Here is a 22,845-nt window from a genome sequence, read left to right as displayed (position 1 = left end):
GCCCCAGCTTACGGACATTTTCTGTCCGAGTTGTGTGATAGAACTCGGATAGAAAATATCCGAGATCAATGGAGGCTGGACGATGGGCAAACAGACGCTCGGCATGGCCGGGCTGGCGATGTTCGTGGCGGCGGCGAACCTGCGGCCCGCGATCGCCGCCGTCTCCCCGCTCGTGGACCGCATCCGCGCCGACCTGGACCTGACCGCGACCGCCGTCGCGCTCCTGACGACCATCCCGACCCTGGCCATGGGCCTGTGCGCGCCGCTCGCCGCCGTGGCCGGCCGGCGTCTCGGGCTTCAGCGCGGTGTACTGCTCGGCCTGGGCGTCATCACCCTGGCCACGGCCGCCCGCGCCGCGGGCGCGTCCACCTGGCTGCAGCTGAGCTGCGCGGCGGCGGTCGGAGCCGGAATCGCCATCGCCCAGACCCTGCTCCCCGCCGTCGTGAAGACCCGCTTCGCCGACCGCGCCGGCCTCGCCACCGGCGTGTACACCGCCGGGCTCGGCGCGGGCGGCGCCGTCGCGGCCGGGGTCAGCGCTCCCCTGGCCGGCTTCCTGGGCTCCTGGCCCGGCGCGCTGGCGTCCTGGTCCCTGCTCGCCCTCGCCGGCACGGCCGTCTGGACGGCGTCGCGGCGCTCACTGGCCCTGTCCGACGTGACCGCCCCCGCCGGCCCCGCCACCAGAGGCCTGCCCTGGCGTAGCGCCGTGGCCTGGCGGGTGACGATCCTGTCGGCCGCCAGCTCCGCCCTGTACTACTGCGAGCTGGCCTGGATCGTGCCCCTCCTGCGGGAGAGCGGCGCCGGCGGCGGGGGCCTGCTGACCGTGATGATCGGCATCCAGGTGGCGGCGATGCTGGCCGTACCCGCTCTGCTGGGCGAGCACCGGGACCGGCGCGTAGGACTGGCACTGACGACCACGCTCACCGCCATGGGTTTCGCCGGCCTGTCCCTCGCCCCCGCCACGGCGACCTGGCTGTGGATAGCCGCTCTGGGCGTCGGCCACGGCGGTCTGTTCACGCTGGTCCTCACACTCCCCGTGGTCCTCAGCCGCGACGCCGCCCAGGCGGGCCGCATCAGCGCGATGGCCTTCTTCATCGGGTACGGCTGCGCCGCCCTCGCCCCCGTCCTCGTCGGCGCCCTGCGCGACACCATGGGCGACTTCCGCCTGGCCTTCGGCGCCCTGGCGGTGGTGACGGCGCTGACCCTCGTCCCCGTGAGCAGGTTGAGTAGGGGGATGCTCATGCCGGTAGGAGCCCCGCGCCCACACGATGAGTCCTAGAAACCACGAAAGGGACACATCATGACGAGCACCACAGAACAGACCCGCGTTCCCCTGAGCACGGACGACCGCGCGCGGGTCAAAAGGCTCACAGAAGAGGTCAAGAGCCGCCTCTACGAGGTGAGCCTCATCATGGGCCGCACCCTGGACCGCGACTTCCCCGCCGACTCGCTGGTCAAGTACGAGCCCAAGCAGAGCACCCAGGCCGACGACGGCCAGACCATCGAGGTCGTCGTCATCGCCCTGCCCGACGGCACCTTCGCCTGCCTGCAGGACCCGCCCGGCATCTCCGTCTACCCCTGCTGAACCGCCGCGCCTTCCCAGAACATGAAAAGAGCCGCCTCGTAATCGAGAGCGGCTCTGCTTGTGCTGGTGGGACTGGGTGGGGCTACCAGGACTTGAACCTGGGACCTCTTCCTTATCAGGGAAGCGCTCTAACCGTCTGAGCTATAGCCCCGCGCACACCGAACGTTATCGCATCCGCCGAACGGGTGCGAACCGGTTGTTCGGACGAGGAAAAGCTTACCGTGCCCGGCCCACTGCTCGCGCCGCCCCCATCGACGAATCACGGGGGCGGCGAAGACAAGCGGTGGCTACTCGGCCTCGCTGAAGGTCACCTCGACGCCGCCCACCAGATCGGAGGCGATGTTGTAGATGACCGCACCCAGCGTGGCCAAAGCCGTGATCAGCACGACGTTCACCGCGCCGATCAGCGCCGTGTAGCCCAGGATGCGCACCGGCTCGAACCAGGAGGCGATGTTGATCGGGATGGAGTTCTGGCCCTGCTCGCCCTTGCCGAGCTGGTTGACCAGGTCGACCAGCGAGTCGAACACGCCCAGGGCCGACAGCACGCCGTACAGCACGGCGACCGCCACGAACAGCACCACGAAGCAGACCAGGGACACCACGAAGCTGAACTTCATGGCCGACCAGGGCTCGATCCGGCGCAGGACCAGGTGGGCCTTGCGCGGCAGCCTGGCCCCGGCGGCGCCCCCCGCGGACTTCTTCTTGGTGGGTAGCTCGATCTTGGGTGGCGGAGGGGGAGCCTCGGTGGCGAGGGACGGCCGGATGCGGACCGTGTCGTTACCCTCCGCGGGAGCCGGGGCCTCCGGTGCCCTCTGCTCTTCCTTGATCGAGTCAGCGGTCTCCGCCGGCGTGTTCTTCTGAGGCTGCTGCTGGCCGTTCTCGCGAACGACCGGCTTGGTCTTGGCGGGACCACCCTGGGCGGCGCTCATCCGTTACTCTCCTCCCCCGTCTTCCTCTGCCTCGACCGAAGCCTCCAACGACTCGGCGTTTCGGGCGAGAGCCACCACGCTGTCGCCTTCGGCGAGATTCATCAAGCGCACTCCCATGGTCTGACGGCCGGACTGCTTGATCTGCCCGGCACTCGTCCGGATCACCCCGCCCGCTGACGTGATCGCGAAGACCTCGTCCTCCGGGTTGACCATGACGGCTCCAACCAGCTTGCCACGTGCGCTGACAATTTTCGCCGTCAGCACGCCCTTACCGCCACGGCCCTGAACTGGATACTGGTCCACGGGCGTCCGCTTCGCGTACCCAGCCTTAGTGGCAATAAGCACATCTTGACCGTCTGCGATGCGATTCATGGCGAGAAGTTCGTCGCCTTCGAGGAACCTCATCCCGATGACGCCGCTGGTCGCGCGGCCCATCGGGCGTAGCGCGTCGTCCGAGGCGGTGAACCTGATCGACTGCGCCCCCTTCGACACGAGCAGCAGGTCATCCTCCTCCGACACCAGCCGGGCGGCGATGACCTCGTCGTCGTCGCGAAGGTTGATCGCGATGAGGCCGCCGGTCCTGGGGGAGTCGTACTCCTCCAGGCGGGTCTTCTTGACCAGGCCGCTGCGTGTTGCCAGCACCAGGTACTGCGCGACGTCGTAGTCACGCAAATCCAGAACTTCCATGACTGTTTCGTCGGGCTGCATGGCAAGAAGGTTCGCAAGATGCATGCCCCGCGCGTCCCGTGCCACGTCAGGCAGCTCGTACGCCTTGACCCGGTACACACGCCCCTTGTTCGTGAAGAACAGCAGCCAGTGGTGCGTCGTGGTGACGAAGAAGTGGTCGACGATGTCGTCCTGGCGCAGCTGCGCGCCGCGTACACCCTTGCCGCCGCGCTTCTGCTGGCGGTACAGGTCGGTCTTGGTGCGCTTGGCGTAGCCGTCGCGCGTGATCGAGACGACCACGCCCTCCTCGGCGATGAGGTCCTCGATCGACATGTCGCCGTCATAGGCGATGATCTCGGTACGCCGCTCGTCGCCGAACTTGTTGACGATCTCCGTCAGCTCTTCGTTGACGATCTCCCGCTGCCGTGCCTCGCTGGCCAGGATCGCGTTGTACTCGGCGATCAGGGCCATCAGCTGGTCGTACTCGTCCTGGATCGACCGGCGCTCCAGGGCGGCGAGCTTGCGCAGCTGCATGTCGAGGATGGCCTGCGCCTGCACCTCGTCGATGTCCAGCAGCGACATCAGGCCCTGCTGGGCGTGCGAGGCCGACTCGGACGCGCGGATGAGGGCGATGACCTCGTCCAGCCGGTCGAGCGCCTTCAGCAGCGCGCGCAGGATGTGCGCCCGCTCCTCGGCCTTGCGCAGCAGGTAGCGCGTCCGGCGGACGATGACCTCGATCTGGTGGGCCACGTAGTGCCGGACGAACTGGTCGAGCCGCAGCGTACGCGGCACGCCGTCGACCAGGGCCAGCATGTTGGCCCCGAAGGTGTCCTGCAGCTGGGTGTGCTTGTAGAGGTTGTTCAGCACGACCTTGGCGACCGCGTCGCGCTTGAGCACGATCACCAGACGCTGCCCGACCCGCGAAGAGCTCTCATCGCGTACGTCGGCGATCCCCGTCAGCTTGCCTTCCCGGACCAGCTCGGCGATCTTCAGCGCCAGGTTGTCCGGGTTGACCTGATAGGGCAGCTCGGTGACGACCAGCGCCTGGCGGCCCTTGCCGTCCTCCTCGACCTCGACCACCGCGCGCATGGTGATCGAACCGCGGCCGGTGCGGTAGGCGTCCTCGATGCCCCGCCGGCCCACGATGAGCGCGCGGGTCGGGAAGTCGGGCCCCTTGACCAGCCCGATCGCAGCTTCGAGCAGCTCCTCGTCGGGGGCCTCTGGGTTCTCCAGGTACCACTTGACCGCGGCCGCCACCTCGCGCAGGTTGTGCGGCGGGATGTTGGTGGCCATGCCGACGGCGATGCCGCCCGAGCCGTTGACCAGCAGCTGCGGGAACCGCGCCGGCAGGACGTCCGGCTCCTGCGACTTGCCGTCGTAGTTGGGGCGGAAGTCGACGGTGTCCTTGTCGATGTCGCGCAGCATCTCCATGGCGATGGGCGCGAGCTTGCACTCGGTGTAGCGCATCGCCGCCGCCGGGTCGTTGCCCGGCGAGCCGAAGTTGCCCTGGCCGTCGACCAGCGGGTAGCGCAGCGACCAGGGCTGCGCCAGCCGTACCAGCGCGTCGTAGATCGACGTGTCGCCGTGGGGATGGTAGGTGCCCATCACGTCACCGACGACGCGCGCGCACTTGAAGTAGCCGCGATCGGGACGGTAGCCGCCGTCGTACATCGCGTAGAGGACCCGGCGGTGCACCGGCTTGAGGCCGTCGCGGACGTCAGGCAGCGCACGGGACACGATGACGGACATCGCGTAGTCCATGTAGCTGCGCTGCATCTCGGACTGGATGTCCACCGGCTCGATGCGCTCAGCCGGGAAACTGGTGTTCACTTCCGTCACAGGTGGTGATCCTTATTCTGGCTAAACGTCGAGGAAGCGGACGTCGCGGGCGTTACGGATGATGAAGTCGCGCCTTGCTTCGACGTCCTCGCCCATCAGCACGCTGAACAGGTCGTCGGCCTGCGCGGCGTCATCGAGCGTGACCAGGCGAAGCAGCCGGGTCTCCGGGTTCATCGTGGTCTCCCAGAGCTGGCCGGCGTTCATCTCGCCGAGACCCTTGAAGCGCTGGACGTTGTCACGCGGCCGCGGGTCGGGCTTGCCCGCCTCGATGCCGGCCTGGATGACCGCGTCGCGCTCGGTGTCGGAGTAGGCGTACGAGGCGTCGTCACCGCTGCGGTTCCACTTGATCTTGTAGAGCGGCGGGCAGGACAGGTAGACGTGCCCGGCCTCGATCAGCGGCCGCATGAAGCGGAACAGCAACGTCAGCAGCAGCGTGTTGATGTGCTGGCCGTCGACGTCGGCGTCGGCCATCAGGATCACCTTGTGGTAGCGCAGCTTCGAGATGTCGAACTCGTCGTGCACACCCGTGCCGAGGGCGGTGATGAGCGCCTGGACCTCGTTGTTCTTGAGCACCTTGTCGATCCGGGCCTTCTCCACGTTGAGGATCTTGCCGCGGATCGGGAGGATCGCCTGGTAGCGCGAGTCGCGCCCGCCCTTGGCGGAACCGCCGGCCGAGTCGCCCTCGACGATGTAGAGCTCGCACTTCTCGGGGTCGTTCCACTGGCAGTCGGCCAGCTTGCCCGGCAGGCCGCTGCCGGACTCCAGCAGCGACTTGCGCCGGGTCAGGTCGCGAGCCTGGCGGGCGGCGACGCGGGCGCGGGCGGCCTGCAGCGACTTGTTGATGACGTCCTTGGCCTCGCCCGGGTTGCGCTCGAACCAGTCGCGCAGGTGGTCGTTGCAGGCCTTCTGCACGAACGACTTGGCCTCGGTGTTGCCCAGCTTGGTCTTGGTCTGGCCCTCGAACTGCGGGTCGGCCAGCTTCACCGAGATGATCGCGGTCAGGCCCTCGCGGACGTCCTCGCCGGAGAGGTTCTCGTCCTTGCCCTCCTTGAGGAACTTCTGCTCGCGCGCGTAGCGGTTGACGATCGACGTCAGCGCCGCGCGGAAGCCCTCCTCGTGGGTGCCGCCCTCGGCGGTGTTGATGACGTTGGCGAAGGAGTAGACCGACTCCGAGTAGGAGTTGTTCCACTGCATCGCGATCTCGACCGAGATGCCGTCGCCCTCTTCCTCGAACGCGATGATCGAGGCGTGGGCCGGCTCCTTCTTGCCGTTGAGGTGCTTGACGAAGTCGGACAGGCCGCCCTCGTAGAGGTACTCGACCTTGTGCACGTCACCGTTGATGTGGTCGGGCCGCTCGTCGGTGAGCGTGATCGTCAGGCCCTTGTTGAGGAAGGCCATCTCCTGGAAGCGGCGCGAGAGCAGCTCGAAGTTCCACGTGGTGGTCTCGAAGATCGTGCCGTCGGCCCAGAAGGTGATCTCGGTGCCGGTCTCCTCGGTCGGCTCGCCCTGCTGCAGCGGCGCCAGCGGCTTGGAGTTCTCCAGGCGCAGGTGGTGGTAGTAGCCGTTCTGCTTGACCACCACGTCCATGGCTGTGGACAACGCGTTGACCACGGCCGAACCCACGCCGTGCAGGCCGCCGGAGACGGCGTACGAGCTGCCGTCGAACTTGCCGCCGGCGTGCAGCGTGGTCAGGACGACCTCGACCGCGGAACGCTTCTCGACGGGGTGGATGCCCGTCGGGATGCCGCGGCCGTCGTCCACGACGCGCACGCCGTTGTCGGGAAGTAGGGTGACGTCGATGTGTTTGGCAAAACCCGCGAGGGCCTCGTCCACAGCGTTGTCCACGATCTCCTGGACAAGGTGGTGCAGGCCGCGCTCGCCGGTGGAGCCGATATACATACCCGGGCGCTTGCGGACCGCCTCAAGCCCTTCGAGTACGGTGATTGAGCTAGCGTCGTAGGACAAGTGCGAAATCCTCCTGCCGCGGACACGCGGCTGGGTAAGCAGTCAACTGCGAGCTGCCCCTGCCGTGCCCGTCACCGTCGTGAGTGCCCCGATGCGCGGTCACCCGGGGGAGTCGGCTTGCTGCCGGGGTGACACGCAAGCGGACGTGTCCGGAATCCGCTTTCATTCTACCGGCTCGGAGCGCCGAAGGTGGCATTGAACGCGCCTGTGATGCTCTCTAGCTCGTTTTCCCCCCGCTTAAGCATCCCCCCTTTGCGTGGGGGGCTCATCGCGTCAGTGGCTCTCTGATCGCCCGGAGCGGGCTAGCCATAGGTGTCTCCGGGGCCCCGGCTGCCGGTCACGCGCAGGCCGCCGCTGGGGCGTGGCGCGTTCTGCGGACCCCTGACCTTCACTTTTGTGACCGTGTTGTCACCGAGCTCCTCGTTCAGCCTGCGTACGAGGGTGCGCGCGAGCAGCCTGACCTGCGTCGCCCATGCCGTGGAGTCGGCCACGACGAGCACCTCGCCGTCCTCGAAGGACTCCGGTTTGGTGTGCGCGGCGAGATCGGTGCCGACGATGTCGGCCCAGCGACCGAAAACCCCGCCGACCGCCGCGGAGCGCTCCCAGCCGCGATCGGACAGCAGATCCATGATGGCGCGGCCGAAAAGCTGGGGATCGCCCGCTCCACGCGACGGCCCCGCGGCCCTGCGGCGCGGCTCGCGCCGGGGGAGCTGGCCGCGTTTGGCCGCGTCCGCCTTGGCCTGGGCCAGCTTCTCCCTGGCCATCGCGGCGCCACGCGCCGCCGGGTTCTCCTCATCGGACACGGTTCACACTCCCCTCGGCGACGTCGTAACGGGCTCCGACCAGCTCGCCGGGCACGTCGTCATCCACAGCCGCCGTGATCAGGACCTGCTCGGCCGGCGCCACGATCTCGGCCAGCCGGCGCCTGCGCTGGGTGTCGAGCTCGGCGAAGACGTCGTCCAGGATCAGCACCGGATCACCGCCGTCGGCCTTCAGCAGGTCGTAGGCGGCCAGACGCAGCGCCAGCGCGAACGACCACGACTCGCCGTGGCTGGCGTAGCCGCGCGCGGGCAGTTCGCCGAGCCCTAGAACAAGATCATCGCGGTGCGGGCCGACGAGTGTGACCCCCCGCTCCAACTCCGCGGAGCGCACCTCTTGTAGCCGCTCGCGCAGCCGCTCTTCAAGGGTTTTCCCCAAGTCTGTGGATAACGTCTGTGTATCAGAAGATCCACGTCCGCCGGGCTCTTCGCCCTCAGGATCATCCCCACCTGTGGACAACGTGCTGCGGTACGACAGGGTCGCCGCACCGCTCGCCGGGGCCAGCGCGGCATAGGCTCCGGCCACCAGCGGCCGCAGCGCCTCCACGAGATCGAGCCGCGCCTGAAGCAACTCGGCGCCGTGCCGCGCGAGATGCGCGTCCCAGACCTCCAGAGTGCTCAGGACGTCCCCGGCGCCCGCCGACGCGAACGCGGTGTCACTCTCCGCCCGCCGGGCGCTCCTGGAGCCTCTGCGGGCCTGCGCGGCCGTGCGCAGCAGCGCGCCGCGTTGCTTGAGCACCCGGTCGTAGTCGGCCCGCACCGCCGCGAACCGCGGCGCCCTGGACACCAGCAGGTCGTCGAGGAAGCGCCGCCGCTCCGACGGGTCGCCCTTGACCAGCGCCAGGTCCTCCGGCGCGAACAGCACCGTGCGCAGCAGCCCGATCACGTCCCTGGGCCGGGAGACGGCGGAGCGGTTCAGCCTGGCCCGGTTGGCCTTGCCCGGGTTGATCTCCAGCTCGACCAGTGCCCGCCGGTCATCCCTGTGTACGGCGCAGCGGACGATGGCCCGCGCGGCGCCCTGCCGTACCAGGGGAGCGTCGTTGGCGACGCGGTGGCTGGAGTGCGTCGCCACGTAGCCCAGGGCCTCGACCAGGTTGGTCTTGCCCTGGCCGTTCGGCCCCACGAGGGCGGTGATGCCCGGCTCCAGGCCGAGCTCCACCGACGCGTAGGACCGGAAGTCGGTCAGCGAGAGATGGGCGACATGCACCCAAGGAAGGTTAGTGGGCCACACCGGTCCCTGGGGTCACCGCCGTGCCGCCTGTGGAAAACCTAACCGGCTTCCTTGGGCGGCTTGACGTCGGCGCCGGGGGAGTCCGCTCCCTTTTCGTCCGAGCCCGCCGTACCGGTGACCGCGTGGCCGCCGAACTGGTTGCGGAGGGCGGCCACGACCTTCATCGCCGGCGAGTCGTCCTGGCGGGAGGCGAAGCGGGCGTACAGCGCGGCGGTGATCACCGGCAGCGGCACGGCGTGGTCCACAGCCGCCTGCACCGTCCACCGGCCCTCACCGGAGTCCTGTGCATAACCCTTGAGCTCGTCCAGGTGCTCGTCGTCGTCGAGCGCGCGGACCATCAGGTCGAGCAGCCACGAGCGGATGACGGTGCCGGTGCGCCAGCTGCTGAAGCTGCCGCGCACGTCCTTGACGACGTCGGAGGCCTCCAGCAGCTCCCAGCCCTCGGCGAAGGCCTGCATCATGCCGTACTCGATGCCGTTGTGGACCATCTTGGCGAAATGACCCGCGCCCACCTCGCCGGCGTGGACGAAGCCGTCCTCGCCCTCCGGCTTGAGCGTCTCGAAGATCGGCATGACCTTGTCCACGTTGGACTTCTCGCCACCGCACATGAGGGCGTAGCCGTTCTGCAGCCCCCAGACGCCGCCGCTCACGCCGCAGTCGACGAAGCCGACGCCGCGCTTGGCCAGCTCCTCGGCGTGCTTCTGGTCATCCACATAGTGTGAATTACCGCCGTCGACGACGATGTCGCCCTCGGCCAGCAGTTCGCCCAGCTCGTCGACGGTCTGCTGGGTGGGCGCGCCCGCGGGCACCATGACCCACACCACGCGCGGCGCCTGCAGCCGCCCGACGAGCTCCTTGAGGCTCCCCACATCGCTGACGGACGGGTCGCGGTCGTAGCCGACCACGTCGTGGCCACCGCGGCGGAGCCGCTCGGCCATGTTGCCGCCCATCTTGCCGAGTCCGACCATGCCGATCTGCATTGGTTACAACCCCCTTGTCAGGCTTCCATCATTTCAGCTCGACAAGCGGATGGGCATGATCAGGTATCGGTAGTCGGGCGCCGCGTCGCCATCCACAGGCTTGCCGCCGGTGAGGATAGCGGGCTTGGTGGACGTGGTCATCTGGAGCCTGGCCACGTCGGAGTCGATGGCGCCGAGGCCTTCGAGCAGGAACTGGTGGTTGAAGGCGATGTTCATCTCCTCGCCCTCGTAGTCCACGGGAAGGACCTCCACGGCCTGCGCCTCGTCGCCACTGCCCGCCTCCAGCACGACCTCGCCCTCCCTGAACGCCATGCGCACCGGGGTGTTGCGCTCGGCCACCAGGGCCACACGCTTGACCGCCTCGACGAACGGGGCTGTGGACAACTCGGCCTTGGCCGCGAACTCCGTCGGCAGCAGGGAGCGGTACTTGGGGAACTCGGGGTCGAGCAGCCGCGTCGTGGTCCTGCGCCCGGCGCTGGAGAACCCGATCATGCCCTCGCCGGTGCCGCCGGCCGAGCTTAGCGCGATCTCCACCTCGGCGCCCGTGGAACCGAGAGCCTTGGCCGTGTCGGCGAGCGTCTTGCCGGGGATCATCGCGATCGCCGCGAAGTCCGGCTGCCCCGGCTGCCACCTCAGCTCGCGTACGGCGAGGCGGTAGCGGTCGGTGGCCGCGAGGGTCACGGTGTCGCCCTCGATCTCCATGCGCACGCCCGTGAGCATGGGCAGCGTGTCGTCGCGCCCGGCGGCGACGGCGACCTGGCCGACGGCCGAGGCGAACACGTCGCTGCCCACCCGGCCCGCGGCCGGCGGCATCGTCGGCAGGGACGGGTAGTCCTCCACCGGCATGGTCAACAGGGTGAAGCGCGCGCTGCCGCACGTGACCACGGCCTTCGCGCCATCCACCACGAAGTCCACAGGCTGTGCGGGAAGGGCGCGGGTGATCTCGGCGAGCAGCTTGCCGCTCACCAGGACGACGCCCGCTTCACCGGTCTGTAGTTCGAGCGTCACCTCCGCGGAGACCTCGTAGTCGAAGCCGGACAGCTTGAGCTTCTGCTCCCCGGTGACCTCCAGGCGCATGCCGGCCAGGACGGGCACCGACGGTCGCGCCGGGAGGCTGCGTGCCGTCCATGCCACCGCCTCAGCGAGGACGTCTCGCTCGATTCGGAACATCACGGTGATCAACCTCCTGGTTTCGTCGCTGATTCAAGTGTTCACTCTCCCGCACCTCTGGACGGGCGGAACCCCTCTATGGGTCTTGAGTTTCTTTGTAAGAGAGATAAGAGGTCATCACACTAGGGGCGGTGGATACTGTGGACAACCTGAGTTCTCGCAGCTCAGCGGCCCGATTTTCATCCACTGCCCGTGTGGGTGACGCCTGGGGGTAACTCGTGAGCCTGGGGATGAACGGTCGTTCCCCACAGGCCGTCCCCAGATCACAGGGTGTTCATCCACGGGTTATCCACTGGGTTTCCACCGGTTATCCACGGGGTAAACGGAGCTCCAGGTGACCCCTGAAACCACTGTGCACAGGCTGTCCCCAAGTCGTCCACCGGTAGTCCCCAAGTTGTCCGCAGGATGTCCCCAGATTTATCCCCAGGCATCGTGCGGACTTTTCGGGCTCATTCCGGCGGCGAACCCCGGTTCTCCGGGAGTTTCCGCTGATCCACAGTGTTATCCACAGGGTGTGCATGACGACTAGGACCCGTGCGACGTCTGCTTTATACGCATTGTCAGCTCGTTGACCTGGTTGTACATCGACCGGCGCTCCGCGATGAGCGAGCGGATCTTGCGCTCCGCGTGCATGACCGTGGTGTGGTCGCGGCCGCCGAACTGCTGCCCGATCTTCGGCAGGCTCAGGTCCGTCAGTTCACGGGCGAGGTACATCGCGATCTGCCGGGCGTTGACGAGCGCGCGGCTGCGCGAGCTTCCGCAGAGGTCGTCGATACTGATGCCGAAGTACTCGGCGGTCTTGGCCATGATGTTGGCGATCGTGATCTCGGGGCCGGACTCCGAGGTGATGAGGTCCTTGAGCACGACCTCGGCCAGCTGGAGATCCACACCCTGCCGGTTGAGGCTGGCGAACGCCGTGACCCGGATCAGCGCGCCCTCAAGCTCGCGGATGTTGGTGGAGATCCGGCTGGCGATGTACTCGAGCACCTCGGGCGGCGCGGCCAGGCCCTCCTGGATGGCCTTCTTCCTGAGGATCGCGATGCGGGTCTCCAGCTCTGGCGGCTGGACGTCGGTGATCAGGCCCCACTCGAACCGGTTGCGCAGCCGGTCCTCCAGGGTGATCAGCTGCTTGGGCGCCCGGTCGCTGGAGATGACGATCTGCTTGTTGGCGTTGTGGAGCGTGTTGAAGGTGTGGAAGAACTCCTCCTGCGTCTGCTCCTTGCCCTCCAGGAACTGGATGTCGTCCACGAGCAGGATGTCGATCGCGCGGTAGCGGCTGCGGAACCCGTCGGCCTTGTGGTCGCGGATGCTGTTGATGAAGTCGTTGGTGAACTCCTCGGAGCTCACGTATCTGACCCGCGCGCCGTCGTACAGGGATTGCGCGTAATGCCCGATGGCGTGGAGAAGGTGGGTTTTCCCCAGGCCCGAGTCGCCGTAGATGAACAGCGGGTTGTACGCCTTGGCCGGAGACTCGGCCACCGCCACGGCGGCCGCGTGGGCGAACCGGTTGCTGGCGCCGATAACAAATGTCTCAAAGGTGTACTTCTGATTGAGCCTGGCCGGTTCGCTGGGTTTGCTGCTTTTTGCTTCCCAACGGGGCTGGGCGGGCTCCGGCGCCTTCTCCTGTTCATAACCGAACTGGCGCTGTGGATAGTCGGTGGATACCGGCTGTGCCTCAGGCTGTGGGGAATAGAACTGGGGCGGCTCCGAGACCTGGTAACTCGGGGTTTGCGGAGGCTGTGGAAAGTGATCCACACTCTGGGGATAACTCTGAGTCACAGGCTGGGGATGAACCTCGGGCAACGGCCGCGCCGGCGCCGTGGTGTCGATCATCACCGCCAGCCGCATCGCCCGGCCGAGCTCCTGCGACAGCGCGTGCGCCACCAGCGTCCGCAACTTGCCCTCGATGAGGTCTTTCAGGAAGTCATTGGGCACACCGAGCACGATCGTGTCGTCCGCCAGGGCGATCGGCCGGACCATGGACAGCCAGGTTCGCTGCTGGACCGGCACGCTCTCGTTGAGGAAGTTGTCCAGTGCCTTCGCCCATACGCCGCCGAGGTCCATAGTCCGGCTGCTCCTCCCTGTCGCGGCCCCCCGCGATCGTTTATCCACACACGATGGCCGCTCGCTCGGTGATCAGCCCTCACCGTCCACAACAGGGTGGCCGTGTGTTGTCCGCACAGTCTCCACAAGTGATCCACAAGCTGTGCACAGGCTCACGGCGGGCCTAGAAGGGCCGACAGTATCGATGTGCACAGCTGTGTTCAAGACGTTGTCCACAGCCTAGTGGTACCTCGGTGCACATACTGTGGACGTGGCCGAGGCGGTGGAAAACCCACTTGTGGATACGTGGATAACCGGTGCTGGTTTGACCTGGGCCATATATGACCCGTAACGTACGACGGTCGGCTTGCCACACGACGGCGCTTCTGCATGCCCGTGGCGGGCCCGTCCATGAGTGTTAGGCGCCCAGCTCGGGCGCATCATCAAGCCTGGAGCCCACCCGTGAGCAAGCGTACTTTCCAGCCGAACAACCGCCGCCGCGCGAAGACCCACGGCTTCCGGCTGCGCATGCGTACGCGCGCCGGCCGCGCCATCCTTGCCGCCCGGCGTCGCAAGGGCCGCGAGAAGCTGTCGGCCTGACGGCTCGCTGCGCCCGATTCGTCCGCCCGCCGGTGACCTTCGCCGGCGGGCGATAGGCGTCTTCAGTGCTATCCCCAAGCTCCCGGATGCGGCGGGGCGAGGACTTCGCCGCTGCGGTCAAGCGCGGCCAGCGTGCCGGTCGCCCCACTTTGGTGGCTCATCTGAGGGTTTCTGGTGAAGAAGAACCTCTGGTGGGTTTCGTGGTCAGTCGTGCGGTCGGCGGGGCTGTCGTGCGCAACAGGGTCAAGCGCCGCCTTCGACACCTGATGCGCGAGCGTCTCGACCGCCTCCCGCGAGGTAGCCTGCTGGTGATACGCGCCAACCCACCGGCGGCGTCAGCGCCAAGCGAGGTTCTCGCCGGAGAACTCGACACCGCGCTGAATCGTTTGCTGAAGAGGCGCGAGTCCGCGACGGATGGACACAGATGACGGAGCAGCCGCAGGGCGAGCCGAGCCTCCCGGCCCGGGTCCTAATCGCCCCGATCCGGTTCTATCGGGCCTTCATCAGCCCGATGCTGGGTCCGCGCTGCCGTTTCTACCCCTCATGCAGTGCCTATGGACTCGAGGCGATAGCCGTACACGGTGCTCTTCGGGGCATCTGGCTGACCGTCCGGCGCATCGGGCGTTGTCATCCGTTCAACCCCGGAGGACTGGATCCGGTCCCTCCACGCCCGGTCCGGTCACACGAAACGCAAGGGAGCTAGCTCGGTGGATTTCGCCTGGCTGAACTGGCTGTACACAGCCATCGCGCAAGTCATCACCTGGATTCACCAGGCTTACAGCACCTTCATCAACCCCGCAAGCGGCTTGAACTGGGCGCTGACCATCATCACGCTCACCGTCATCATGCGGATCCTGATCTTCCCGCTCTTCCTCAAGCAGATGCGCTCGTCGAAGAAGATGCAGGAGCTCGCGCCGAAGGTGCAAGAGCTGCGCAAGCGCTACAAGAACGACAAGCAGCGCATGAACCAGGAAGTCATGGCGCTGTACCAGGGAGCGGGCGCCAACCCCCTCGGGGGCTGCCTGCCGATCCTGGCCCAGTTCCCGATCTTCATCTCGATGTTCACGGTGCTCCAGGCGATCGCCAACGGCACGGCGACCAAGTACGGCATGACCCAGGCCGTCGTCGACAGCGCCAAGCAGGCGCACATCTTCAGCGCCGGCATCTCGGAGACCTTCTTCTCCGCCCAGGCTGTCACGAGCAAGGTCATCATCGGCGTCTTCGTCGCGGTCAGCTCGCTGACCACCTTCCTCACCGTCCGGCAGAGCGTCACCCGCTCCATGCAGCAGATGCCGGACAACCCCATGGCGCAGCAGCAGAAGATCCTGATGTACATCTCGCCGCTGTTCGCCTTCTTCAGTCTGAACTTCCCGCTCGGTCTGATCCTCTACTGGGTCACCACCAACCTGTGGACGCTCGGTCAGCAGCACTGGTTCTACAGCCGGCACCCGATGCCGGAGTTCGATGCCAAGGGCAACGTGATCCCCGAGAAGCCCAAGCCCGGACTGCTCGCCAGGTTCCGGAAGACCCCTCCCGTGGAGGTGGCTCCCGAACCGGAGCCCGAGCAGCCTAAGATCGTGCGGAACCAGCCCAGCCGGCAGTCTCGCAGCAAGCGCACCGGCAGCAAGAAGTCTTGATCATAAAGGAGACGCTCGCCATGACCGAGGCTGAGCAGGAGAAGGCTGCACCCGACATCAACGCCCTGGAGCAGGAGGGCGAGATCGCCGCCGACTACGTCGAGGGGCTGCTGGACATCGCCGACATCGACGGCGACATCGACATGGACGTCGAGGGCGACCGCGCGCTCGTCTCCGTCGTCGGGGTCAAGGGCGATGACTTGGTCGGGCCTGGGGGAGAGGTCCTGGAGGCCCTGCAGGAGCTGACCCGGCTGGCGGTGCATCGGCAGACGGGGGAGCGGTCGCGGCTGATGCTGGACGTCGCCGGGTACCGCGAGAAGCGCCGGGCGGAGCTCAGCAAGCTTGGCAACGAGATCGCGGCTCAGGTCAAGCGGAATGGCGAGCCGAAGTCGCTGCAGCCTATGACGCCGTTCGAGCGGAAGATCGTGCATGACGCGGTGGCGGCGGCTGGGCTGCGCAGCGAGTCCGAGGGGGAGGAGCCGCTGCGCTTCGTAGTGGTTCTACCCGTTTAACCGGTTTCCGCCTCTAAAAAGGCCGTCTGTCCCCCTGTGGACACGACGGCCTTTCCCTTGCCCCACGTCCCCTATCCACCCTTTTCTCGGGTACGGCTCCGCCTCCTCTGGGCTACGGCGCCGCCTTCTCCCGGGTCCGACTCCGCCACGCCGTACCCCCGACCCGTGTTCCTCCGCCACCCGGCCTACCACCCTCCTTCCGGACCCGCCCATTCGACCTGCCACCCGCTACTCGCCCTCCAGCCGGCGCCCGGCGCTCGGCCCCGCATCCTTGCCAGCGGTATGCGGCCCCGGTCGTGCAATCCGAGATCCCCGGCGACCACCCACATACCTGCGCCCACACAACCCTCGTGATGCCGTGGGCCGCGACGAGGATCACGAGGCGGGAGGTGAGAACGCCGGGCGGTGCCGGGCGGTCCGCGACGTCGCACCCCTCTATGACCCCTAGCCTTGTATCCATCGACATCGGCGTTATTGGAAGGGCCACCAACCAGTGAGCGAAGAGCTACCGGCTCCGCCCGACATCGCACGGGAAGTCTTCACCGGAGAGGCATGGGATCGGGCGAGTGCTTTCGCCGAGATTCTGGCCGGGCCCGGTGTGGTGCGTGGGCTGCTCGGTCCGCGGGAGGTGCCGCGGATCTGGGATAGGCACCTGCTGAATTGCGCGGTGGTGGCGGAAGCCGTACCGGAGGATGTCAGGTTGGTGGACATCGGGTCGGGGGCGGGATTGCCCGGTTTGGTGCTGGCGATCGTGCGGCCGGACATCCGGGTGACGCTGCTGGAGCCGCTGCTGCGCCGTACCGTCTTCCTGGAGGAGAGCGTCGAGGCGCTCAAGCTGGACAACGTCGAGGTGTTGCGCGGGCGGGCGGAGGAGCTGGCCGGAAAGCGTGAGTTCGACGTGGCGAGCGCGCGGGCGGTGGCGCCCCTTGATCGGCTCTTGAAATGGGCGATGCCGCTTCTTCGTGAAGGCGGTGAGCTCATTGCCATGAAGGGGGAGCGCGCCGCCGAGGAACTTGCCGAAGCCAACGCGCAGTTGCAGGCGAGCGGGGCCCGAACGGCTGAGCTTGTGACCGTTGGGCACGGTAAGGTCGAGCCGCCTGCAACATTGGTTCGGGTGGTAGCAGGTCGCACGCCGGAACGTGGTAGGCGTCGACGAAGGAGGTGACCGTTGTGCCAGTGGCCGCATGTGGCCTTGGCTGGCCCGCCGTCCCTTCTTCGGACAGCCCAGCGGGGGTTGGTTGGCCCGAAATGGGCGTGTCGCGACAGCGAATTCCCGACACGACCGTGCCTCTGGTTGAAAGGATGGCCATCGTGACCCAGACCCCCCTTAACCCCGGTGATTCGCCGTTGGTACGAGAGGCGCTCAGCTCAGTGGTTTCACGTGAAACATCTGCTGTCCAATCGGCCCCCGCCGCGGGTGAGGCGCCCGGCGATGCCCGAGGCGCCTGGCCAAGACCGTCCAAAACCCGCGTGATCGCCGTGGCCAACCAGAAGGGTGGAGTCGGCAAAACGACCACATCGGTCAACATCGCCGCCGCCCTCTCCATGAACGGCCAGCGCGTCCTAGTCGTCGACCTCGACCCCCAGGGCAACGCCTCCACGGCCCTGGCCACCGAGCACCGGGGCGACATCCCCGACGTGTACCAGGTTCTGGTGGACGACCTCCCGATGGCGGACATCGTCAAGGAAGTGCCGGAAATGCCCGGCCTATACTGCGCCCCCGCCACCATCGACCTCGCCGGCGCCGAGATCGAACTCGTCTCGCTCGTCGCCCGGGAAGCCCGCCTCCGCCGCGCCCTGGCCGCGTACGACGCCCTCGAGTTCGACTACATCATCATCGACTGCCCGCCGTCACTCGGCCTCCTGACCGTCAACGCGCTCGTGGCGGCGGACGAGGTGATGATCCCGATCCAGTGCGAGTACTACGCCCTGGAGGGCCTCGGCCAGTTGCTCCGCAACGTCGACCTCATCAAGGCCCACCTCAACCCGACGCTCAACCTCTCCACCATCCTCCTGACGATGTACGACGGCCGCACCCGCCTGGCTTCACAGGTGGCGGACGAGGTCCGCGCCCACTTCGGCGAAACGGTCCTCAACACCGTCATCCCACGCAGCGTCCGATTGTCCGAGGCGCCCAGCTATGGCCAGTCCGTCATGACGTACGACCCGGGCTCCAGCGGCGCGATGGCCTACATGGACGCCAGCCGCGAGATCGCCTACCGCGCCAGCAAGGTCTGAGCCCCCACCACGCCTCCCGCCCAACCCCGCACCCCCACACCGCCTCACCTCGGACCCCCACGCCACTCCACCCCCCACGCCGCACGACCCCCTCGCTCGATCCTCCACGCACCATTCCCCGCGCACTCGCCCACGGCACCCCCCACCCCGCGCCACCCCACCCCGCGCCACCCGAACCCGCGTCCCACCCTCCGCACCCCCGGCCCGATATCGCTCCCGCTCCACGCCGCCCAACCCGCGGTCACTCCCACTCTCGCCGGCCTTCGGGCGCCGGTGCCCTCTCACCCACGACGGTCCTCTCTGCCGCGCAGCCTGGCTTGCCGTGCGCGCTCCGCCCGTCGTGCACGCCCTATCCCAATCTCCCTACGGCGTCGGGACGTAAAGAGCGCGCTGGAGGGCGCGAGGCGCATGCAGAGGACCGACCACGCCCGTCAGGGCAAGTGAGTGTAGGGGAGTGAGCAGGATGCGTGAGGGGGTAGTGAGCGGGGGCGGATAGGAGAGTGGTGGAGGGAAATCTGGGGGCTTCGGGAGTAAATGCGGTGAAGCGCGTGTGGCGACGGGACACCGTGTGGCGTTCGCACCGGTAACCTCTCGTGGTGTGACCGGAAACGGCCGGGACGGTGAGGAGACGCAGTGAGTCAGCAGCGGCGGGGATTGGGCAAGGGGCTCGGGGCGCTGATCCCGACCGGTCCCATCGTTGACGGCACCGGAGCTGTGGCGGCCGACAACGGGACGGCTCCGGAGTCTGGTCCGAGGCCGATCGCGGGCGCGTACTTCAAGGAGATCGCTCTTACCGCCATCGTCCGCAACCCGCGTCAGCCGCGCGAGGTCTTCGACGAGGAGCGTCTGGAAGAGCTGGCCGCCTCCATCAAGGAGGTCGGACTTCTCCAGCCGATCGTGGTCCGTTCGGTCGGTGGTGGCCGTTACGAGCTGATCATGGGAGAACGGCGCTGGCGCGCATCCAAGCTGGCCGGTTTGGAGTTCGTCCCCGCCATCGTCCGGAACACCCAGGACAACGAGCTGCTCCGTGACGCCCTCATTGAGAACCTTCAGCGCGAGCAGCTGAACGCACTCGAAGAGGCCGCCGCCTACCAGCAGCTCCTGGACGACTTCCAGGCCACGCACGAACAGCTGGCCCAGAAGGTCGGCCGCTCCCGTTCCCACATCACCAACACCCTGCGCCTCCTGAACCTCCCGCCGGACGTTCAGCTGAAGGTCGCCGCCGGCACAGTCAGCGCGGGCCACGCGCGTGCTCTCCTCGGGCTGGACAGCGCCGACGAGCAGATCCAGCTGGCCAAGCGAATCGTGGCGGAGCTCCTGTCGGTCCGGGCGGTTGAAGAGATCGTCGCCCTGGGCGGTTCCAAGGGATCCGGCAAGGCTCCCCGTGAACGCCAGCCCAACAAGCCGACCGCCCCCGGCCTGACGCATCTGGCCGACCGCCTCTCCGACCACTTCGAGACCAAGGTCAAGGTGGACCTGGGGCGTCGGAAGGGGCGCATCGTCGTCGAGTTCGCCACGATCGACGACCTGGAGCGCATCATCGGCACGATGGCACCAGAAGCCGCCCGCGCCATCCGCGACCACGAGTCCTAACAGCCCCTCGCAACCCCCGGCCTCCACCCCGCGGCTAAGAACTAGCGCGGCCAAGAACTAGCGTGGGCAAGAACCAGCGCGACCAAGGGGTAGCGCGGGCAAGGTCTTGCGTGAGCCGCCGATCGACGCGCTCTCCGGGGTTGCGCGCCGACGCTCATGAAGATGTCGCCGCCGTCTGCGTGTGCCTGGGTCCGCTTGGGTCCGCCTGCCTCTGCCCGGGGCTGTCTAAGCAACGACGGACCGCGAGGGCCCATCCTCGCCGCCTTCACGCGCAATACGGAGAGCGTCTGCAGTTGGCGGCCTGCTGTGTTGGCGCGCTGTTTCACGTGAAACTACGAGCGAGGCTGGCGCTGAGTGGGCCGGTGCCACTGAGCGAGCCGCATCCTTGGAAGGTGTTCTGCGATGCTCTTGTGGCAGAACACCGCCAGAGGGGGAGGCAAGACTTGGCGCTGGGGGGCTTGGTTTCACGTGAAACACGTCGAGGGGTCGACGCCTTACGAGGGCGTTTCACGTGAAACATGGAGTGGAGGACCGGCGCTGTTTCACGTGAAACGGAGAGCGGTAGAGGCGTCGCGTTGGCTGAGGGAGCGCCGGAGGCTAGCGGGAGACGGCTTTGCGGATGGCTGTTAGGAAGTCGTCCACGTGATCTGGTGTCGTGTCGAAGGCTGTCATCCAGCGGACGAGGTCGAGGTTCTCGTCCCAGTACTCGAAGCGGAAGCGCTCCTTGAGCGTCCGTACGGCGTCGCGGGGGAGTGTGGCGAAGACGGCGTTCGACTCTACGGGGAAGGCGATGCCGATCTCCGGGAGGTCCCTGACGCCGTCGGCCAGGCGCTGGGCCATCGTGTTCGCGTGGGTGGCGTTCCGGTGCCAGAGGTCGTCGGTCAAGAGAGCGGTTAGCTGGGCGGAGATGAAGCGCATCTTCGAGGCAAGTTGCAGGGACTGCCTTCGGAGGTACGGGACCGCCTTGCTCAGCGAAGGGTCGAGAAGGATGATCGCCTCGGCGGCCATCGCGCCGTTCTTGGTGCCGCCGAAGCTGAAGATGTCCACACCGGCGTCCGTGGTGATCGTGCGGAGGTCGCAGCCGAGGTGGGCGGCGGCGTTGGACAGGCGGGCGCCGTCTACGTGGAGGCGCAGGTTCGCGCGGTGTGCGGTTTCGGCCAGGGTGGCGATTTCGTCGGGGGTGTAGCACGTGCCCAGTTCGGTCACCTGGGAGATGGAGACGACTGTCGGCTGGACCTCGTGGTGGGCGCCGAGTACGTGGAGGCGGTCGGTGATGTCGTCAGGGCGGAGCTTGCCGTCGACTGTGGGTACGGGGGTTAGCTTGACGCCGAGGAGGCGTTCGGCGGCTCCGGTCTCGTGGGTGGCGATGTGGGCGCTCTCGGGACAGATGATGCTGTCGTACCGGCCCAGGGACAACGCCAGGCCGATCAGGTTGGCGCCCGCTCCGTTCAGCACGGCGAAGCCGTTCGCCTGCTCGCCGAAGATGTGTTTGATCTGACGCTCGAAGGCGGAGGTCCAGTCGTCGCCACCGTAGGCGGGGGCGTCGCCCGCGTTGGCGGCTGCCATCGCCTCCAGGACGGCCGGGTGGACGCCCGCGTGGTTGTCGCTGGCGAAACTCTTGGGGTAGGTCGTGTCGATCAGCACACGGCAAGGCTACTCAGACAGTCCTGGTGGACTAGGCGCGCGTACCTGCGCGTGAGGGTCGACACCTGCGCTCTGGGGGTCGGCGCTTGTGCTCGCCGCTCCGGGGAGGTCCGCGTGGATTCCCTAGCTACGGTCGCCGGGCGTGGACGCGGGAGAGTGCGGAGGTGACGGCCAGCGGGAGGCCACGGGGTACTTGGGCGCACTGCGCGGGGGAGCGGGACGGGCTGTCGCCGGGACTGGGAGAGCGAAGAAGAGAGCGAGCGCGAGCAGAACGGCTGGCAGAACGCCGGGGCGAAACGCGGGCAGGAAGGTGGGGCGAGTATGTCGGGGGAGGTGTGCTGCGGGTCGAGTGGGGGTGTGTTGCGGGGGGTTAAGAGGAGGAGTGGCGGGTGGCGGCTACTTCCAGGAGGCCGCGGCATAGGGTGCCGAGGTCGCGGCCGGCGGATTCGACGGCCATGGGGAGGAGGGAGGTCTCGGTCATGCCGGGGGCGACGTTCACTTCGAGGAAGTGGGGGGCGCCGGTGGCGTCGACGATCAGGTCGGTGCGGGAGATGTCGCGCAGGCCCAGGGCGGTGTGAGCGGTGACGGCGGTTTTCGCGCAGGCGGCGGCTGCCGCTTCTGACAGACGGGCCGGGGCGAAGAACTCGGTGTGGCCGGCGGTGTAGCGGGCGGCGTAATCGTAGACGCCTTCGTCTGGGACGATCTCTACGGCGGGGAGTGCCACCGGGCCGTCTCCCAGGTCCACCACGGAGACGGCTACTTCCACGCCTTCGATGCACCGCTCGATGAGCGCGGTGTCGCCGTAGGCGAAGCAGCCGACCATCGCCGCCGGCAACTCCTCGGCGGTACGCACGATCGAGGCGCCCAGCGCGGAACCGCCCCTTGCGGGCTTGACGAACAGGGGCAGGCCGAGGCGGTCGACGATGCGTCCCAGGACTACCGAGGCGCCCAGGTCGTGGAAGGTCTCCTTGGGCAGCGTGATGGAGTCGGGGGTGCGCAGGCCGACGGAACGTACCACCGCTTTGGCCGTCGGCTTGTCGAACGCCACCCGGCACGCGTCAGGATCGGCGCCTACGTATGGGACGTTCAGCAGTTCCAGGACAGAACGGATCGCGCCGTCCTCGCCGGCCCCGCCGTGCAGCGTGACGAACACTGCGTCCGGGCGGTCCGCCAGCACCGTCGGCACCAGCGACGCATCGGTGTCGCGGGTCTCGACGTCGACACCCGCCGCCCGCAGCACCTCACTCACCCGGCGACCGGAGCGCAGGGACACCTCCCGCTCATAGGAGAGCCCACCGGCCAGCACGAGCACGTGACCCAGTTCGCCCATCTCTTTCCCCTCTGCCGAAAAGCACGCCGTCCAACCGTACCGGTTCGGCTCCGCCATTCGTTTCCCTG

General features: G+C 67.6%; 20 protein-coding genes and 1 tRNA gene. 10 read left to right on the top strand and 11 right to left on the bottom strand.

The window, feature by feature from the left end; translation table 11 throughout:
* Positions 1 to 82: 82 nt before the first annotated feature.
* Both ACFWY5_RS27820 and ACFWY5_RS27815 read left to right on the top strand, forming a co-directional pair.
* Positions 83 to 1,276 (top strand): CynX/NimT family MFS transporter, encoded by a 1,194-nt coding sequence (locus ACFWY5_RS27820; protein ID WP_379613044.1) that lies wholly within the window; start codon positions 83 to 85, stop codon positions 1,274 to 1,276.
* 21 nt (positions 1,277 to 1,297) lie between these two features.
* Positions 1,298 to 1,582 carry a hypothetical protein gene (locus ACFWY5_RS27815; RefSeq protein ID WP_184959110.1) on the top strand — a complete coding sequence of 95 codons (285 nt, stop codon included), beginning with the start codon at positions 1,298 to 1,300 and terminating at the stop codon, positions 1,580 to 1,582.
* A gap of 77 nt (positions 1,583 to 1,659) precedes the next feature.
* On the opposite strand, the gene ACFWY5_RS27810 is transcribed toward ACFWY5_RS27815, so the two are convergent.
* The 9 genes from ACFWY5_RS27810 to dnaA form a co-directional block, all read right to left on the bottom strand.
* Positions 1,660 to 1,733, bottom strand: a tRNA-Ile gene (locus tag ACFWY5_RS27810).
* A gap of 136 nt (positions 1,734 to 1,869) precedes the next feature.
* Positions 1,870 to 2,511 carry a DUF3566 domain-containing protein gene (locus ACFWY5_RS27805; protein WP_379613045.1) on the bottom strand — a complete coding sequence of 214 codons (642 nt, stop codon included), beginning with the start codon at positions 2,509 to 2,511 and terminating at the stop codon, positions 1,870 to 1,872.
* Between the two features lie 3 nt (positions 2,512 to 2,514).
* Positions 2,515 to 5,016 (bottom strand): DNA gyrase subunit A, encoded by a 2,502-nt coding sequence (gene gyrA, locus ACFWY5_RS27800; protein WP_379613046.1) that lies wholly within the window; start codon positions 5,014 to 5,016, stop codon positions 2,515 to 2,517.
* Positions 5,017 to 5,037: 21 nt separating this feature from the next.
* Positions 5,038 to 6,981, bottom strand: a complete 1,944-nt coding sequence (gene gyrB / locus ACFWY5_RS27795; RefSeq protein ID WP_379635260.1) for a DNA topoisomerase (ATP-hydrolyzing) subunit B — start codon at positions 6,979 to 6,981, stop codon at positions 5,038 to 5,040.
* Between the two features lie 302 nt (positions 6,982 to 7,283).
* On the bottom strand, positions 7,284 to 7,784 hold the full coding sequence (locus tag ACFWY5_RS27790; protein WP_379613047.1) for a DUF721 domain-containing protein: 501 nt from the start codon (positions 7,782 to 7,784) through the stop codon (positions 7,284 to 7,286).
* Positions 7,774 to 9,006 (bottom strand): DNA replication/repair protein RecF, encoded by a 1,233-nt coding sequence (recF, locus tag ACFWY5_RS27785; RefSeq protein WP_379613048.1) that lies wholly within the window; start codon positions 9,004 to 9,006, stop codon positions 7,774 to 7,776. Before recF ends, ACFWY5_RS27790 begins: the two co-directional genes overlap by 11 nt.
* Before the next feature lie 62 nt (positions 9,007 to 9,068).
* Positions 9,069 to 10,010, bottom strand: coding sequence for a phosphogluconate dehydrogenase (NAD(+)-dependent, decarboxylating) (gnd, locus tag ACFWY5_RS27780; protein WP_379613049.1), 942 nt, complete (start codon positions 10,008 to 10,010; stop codon positions 9,069 to 9,071).
* Positions 10,011 to 10,043: 33 nt separating this feature from the next.
* The gene (gene dnaN, locus ACFWY5_RS27775) at positions 10,044 to 11,183 is read right to left on the bottom strand and encodes a DNA polymerase III subunit beta (protein WP_379613050.1); all 1,140 of its coding nucleotides are present in this window, start codon (positions 11,181 to 11,183) and stop codon (positions 10,044 to 10,046) included.
* 522 nt (positions 11,184 to 11,705) lie between these two features.
* The gene (gene dnaA, locus ACFWY5_RS27770) at positions 11,706 to 13,244 is read right to left on the bottom strand and encodes a chromosomal replication initiator protein DnaA (protein WP_379613051.1); all 1,539 of its coding nucleotides are present in this window, start codon (positions 13,242 to 13,244) and stop codon (positions 11,706 to 11,708) included.
* Between the two features lie 441 nt (positions 13,245 to 13,685).
* On the opposite strand from dnaA, the gene rpmH reads away from it, so the two are divergent.
* The 8 genes from rpmH to ACFWY5_RS27730 all read left to right on the top strand — a co-directional run bounded on the left by rpmH (position 13,686) and on the right by ACFWY5_RS27730 (position 19,803).
* Entirely contained in the window at positions 13,686 to 13,823 is a 138-nt protein-coding gene (gene rpmH / locus ACFWY5_RS27765) for a 50S ribosomal protein L34 (RefSeq protein ID WP_043614899.1), read from the top strand.
* A 65-nt stretch (positions 13,824 to 13,888) separates the two neighbouring features.
* Positions 13,889 to 14,251, top strand: a complete 363-nt coding sequence (gene rnpA / locus ACFWY5_RS27760) for a ribonuclease P protein component (RefSeq protein ID WP_184959118.1) — start codon at positions 13,889 to 13,891, stop codon at positions 14,249 to 14,251.
* Complete coding sequence (yidD, locus tag ACFWY5_RS27755) at positions 14,248 to 14,526, top strand: membrane protein insertion efficiency factor YidD (protein WP_184959119.1); 279 nt, start codon at positions 14,248 to 14,250, stop codon at positions 14,524 to 14,526. The genes rnpA and yidD overlap by 4 nt, the downstream gene beginning before the upstream one ends.
* 4 nt (positions 14,527 to 14,530) lie before the next feature.
* Complete coding sequence (yidC, locus tag ACFWY5_RS27750; protein ID WP_379613052.1) at positions 14,531 to 15,460, top strand: membrane protein insertase YidC; 930 nt, start codon at positions 14,531 to 14,533, stop codon at positions 15,458 to 15,460.
* Between the two features lie 20 nt (positions 15,461 to 15,480).
* Positions 15,481 to 15,972: a protein jag gene (locus tag ACFWY5_RS27745; protein ID WP_379613053.1), complete on the top strand. Its 492-nt coding sequence runs from the start codon at positions 15,481 to 15,483 to the stop codon at positions 15,970 to 15,972.
* Between the two features lie 493 nt (positions 15,973 to 16,465).
* Entirely contained in the window at positions 16,466 to 17,137 is a 672-nt protein-coding gene (gene rsmG, locus ACFWY5_RS27740) for a 16S rRNA (guanine(527)-N(7))-methyltransferase RsmG (RefSeq protein ID WP_379613054.1), read from the top strand.
* A 137-nt stretch (positions 17,138 to 17,274) separates the two neighbouring features.
* The gene (locus ACFWY5_RS27735; protein WP_379613251.1) at positions 17,275 to 18,210 is read left to right on the top strand and encodes a ParA family protein; all 936 of its coding nucleotides are present in this window, start codon (positions 17,275 to 17,277) and stop codon (positions 18,208 to 18,210) included.
* Between the two features lie 633 nt (positions 18,211 to 18,843).
* The gene (locus ACFWY5_RS27730; RefSeq protein WP_379613055.1) at positions 18,844 to 19,803 is read left to right on the top strand and encodes a ParB/RepB/Spo0J family partition protein; all 960 of its coding nucleotides are present in this window, start codon (positions 18,844 to 18,846) and stop codon (positions 19,801 to 19,803) included.
* 597 nt (positions 19,804 to 20,400) lie between these two features.
* Here the strand turns inward: ACFWY5_RS27730 and ACFWY5_RS27725 are convergent.
* Both ACFWY5_RS27725 and ACFWY5_RS27720 read right to left on the bottom strand, forming a co-directional pair.
* Positions 20,401 to 21,447: a threonine aldolase family protein gene (locus ACFWY5_RS27725; RefSeq protein WP_379635258.1), complete on the bottom strand. Its 1,047-nt coding sequence runs from the start codon at positions 21,445 to 21,447 to the stop codon at positions 20,401 to 20,403.
* A gap of 370 nt (positions 21,448 to 21,817) precedes the next feature.
* Positions 21,818 to 22,777, bottom strand: coding sequence for a D-alanine--D-alanine ligase (locus ACFWY5_RS27720; protein ID WP_379635256.1), 960 nt, complete (start codon positions 22,775 to 22,777; stop codon positions 21,818 to 21,820).
* Positions 22,778 to 22,845: the final 68 nt, after the last annotated feature.

This window comes from Nonomuraea sp. NPDC059007 (assembly GCF_042740555.1).
Classification (GTDB): domain Bacteria; phylum Actinomycetota; class Actinomycetes; order Streptosporangiales; family Streptosporangiaceae; genus Nonomuraea.
This window is presented reverse-complemented; position numbering and strand designations above follow the sequence as displayed.

Excerpts from the sequence above, each read along its gene's own strand:
- ACFWY5_RS27805 (WP_379613045.1), bottom strand. The coding sequence starts at position 2,511 with ATGAGCGCCGCCCAGGGTGGTCCCGCCAAGACCAAGCCGGTCGTTCGC.
- dnaA (WP_379613051.1), bottom strand. The coding sequence starts at position 13,244 with ATGGACCTCGGCGGCGTATGGGCGAAGGCACTGGACAACTTCCTCAAC.
- ACFWY5_RS27815 (WP_184959110.1), top strand. The coding sequence starts at position 1,298 with ATGACGAGCACCACAGAACAGACCCGCGTTCCCCTGAGCACGGACGAC.
- ACFWY5_RS27820 (WP_379613044.1), top strand. The coding sequence starts at position 83 with ATGGGCAAACAGACGCTCGGCATGGCCGGGCTGGCGATGTTCGTGGCG.
- gnd (WP_379613049.1), bottom strand. The coding sequence starts at position 10,010 with ATGCAGATCGGCATGGTCGGACTCGGCAAGATGGGCGGCAACATGGCC.
- ACFWY5_RS27720 (WP_379635256.1), bottom strand. The coding sequence starts at position 22,777 with ATGGGCGAACTGGGTCACGTGCTCGTGCTGGCCGGTGGGCTCTCCTAT.
- yidD (WP_184959119.1), top strand. The coding sequence starts at position 14,248 with ATGACGGAGCAGCCGCAGGGCGAGCCGAGCCTCCCGGCCCGGGTCCTA.
- ACFWY5_RS27735 (WP_379613251.1), top strand. The coding sequence starts at position 17,275 with ATGGCCATCGTGACCCAGACCCCCCTTAACCCCGGTGATTCGCCGTTG.
- ACFWY5_RS27745 (WP_379613053.1), top strand. The coding sequence starts at position 15,481 with ATGACCGAGGCTGAGCAGGAGAAGGCTGCACCCGACATCAACGCCCTG.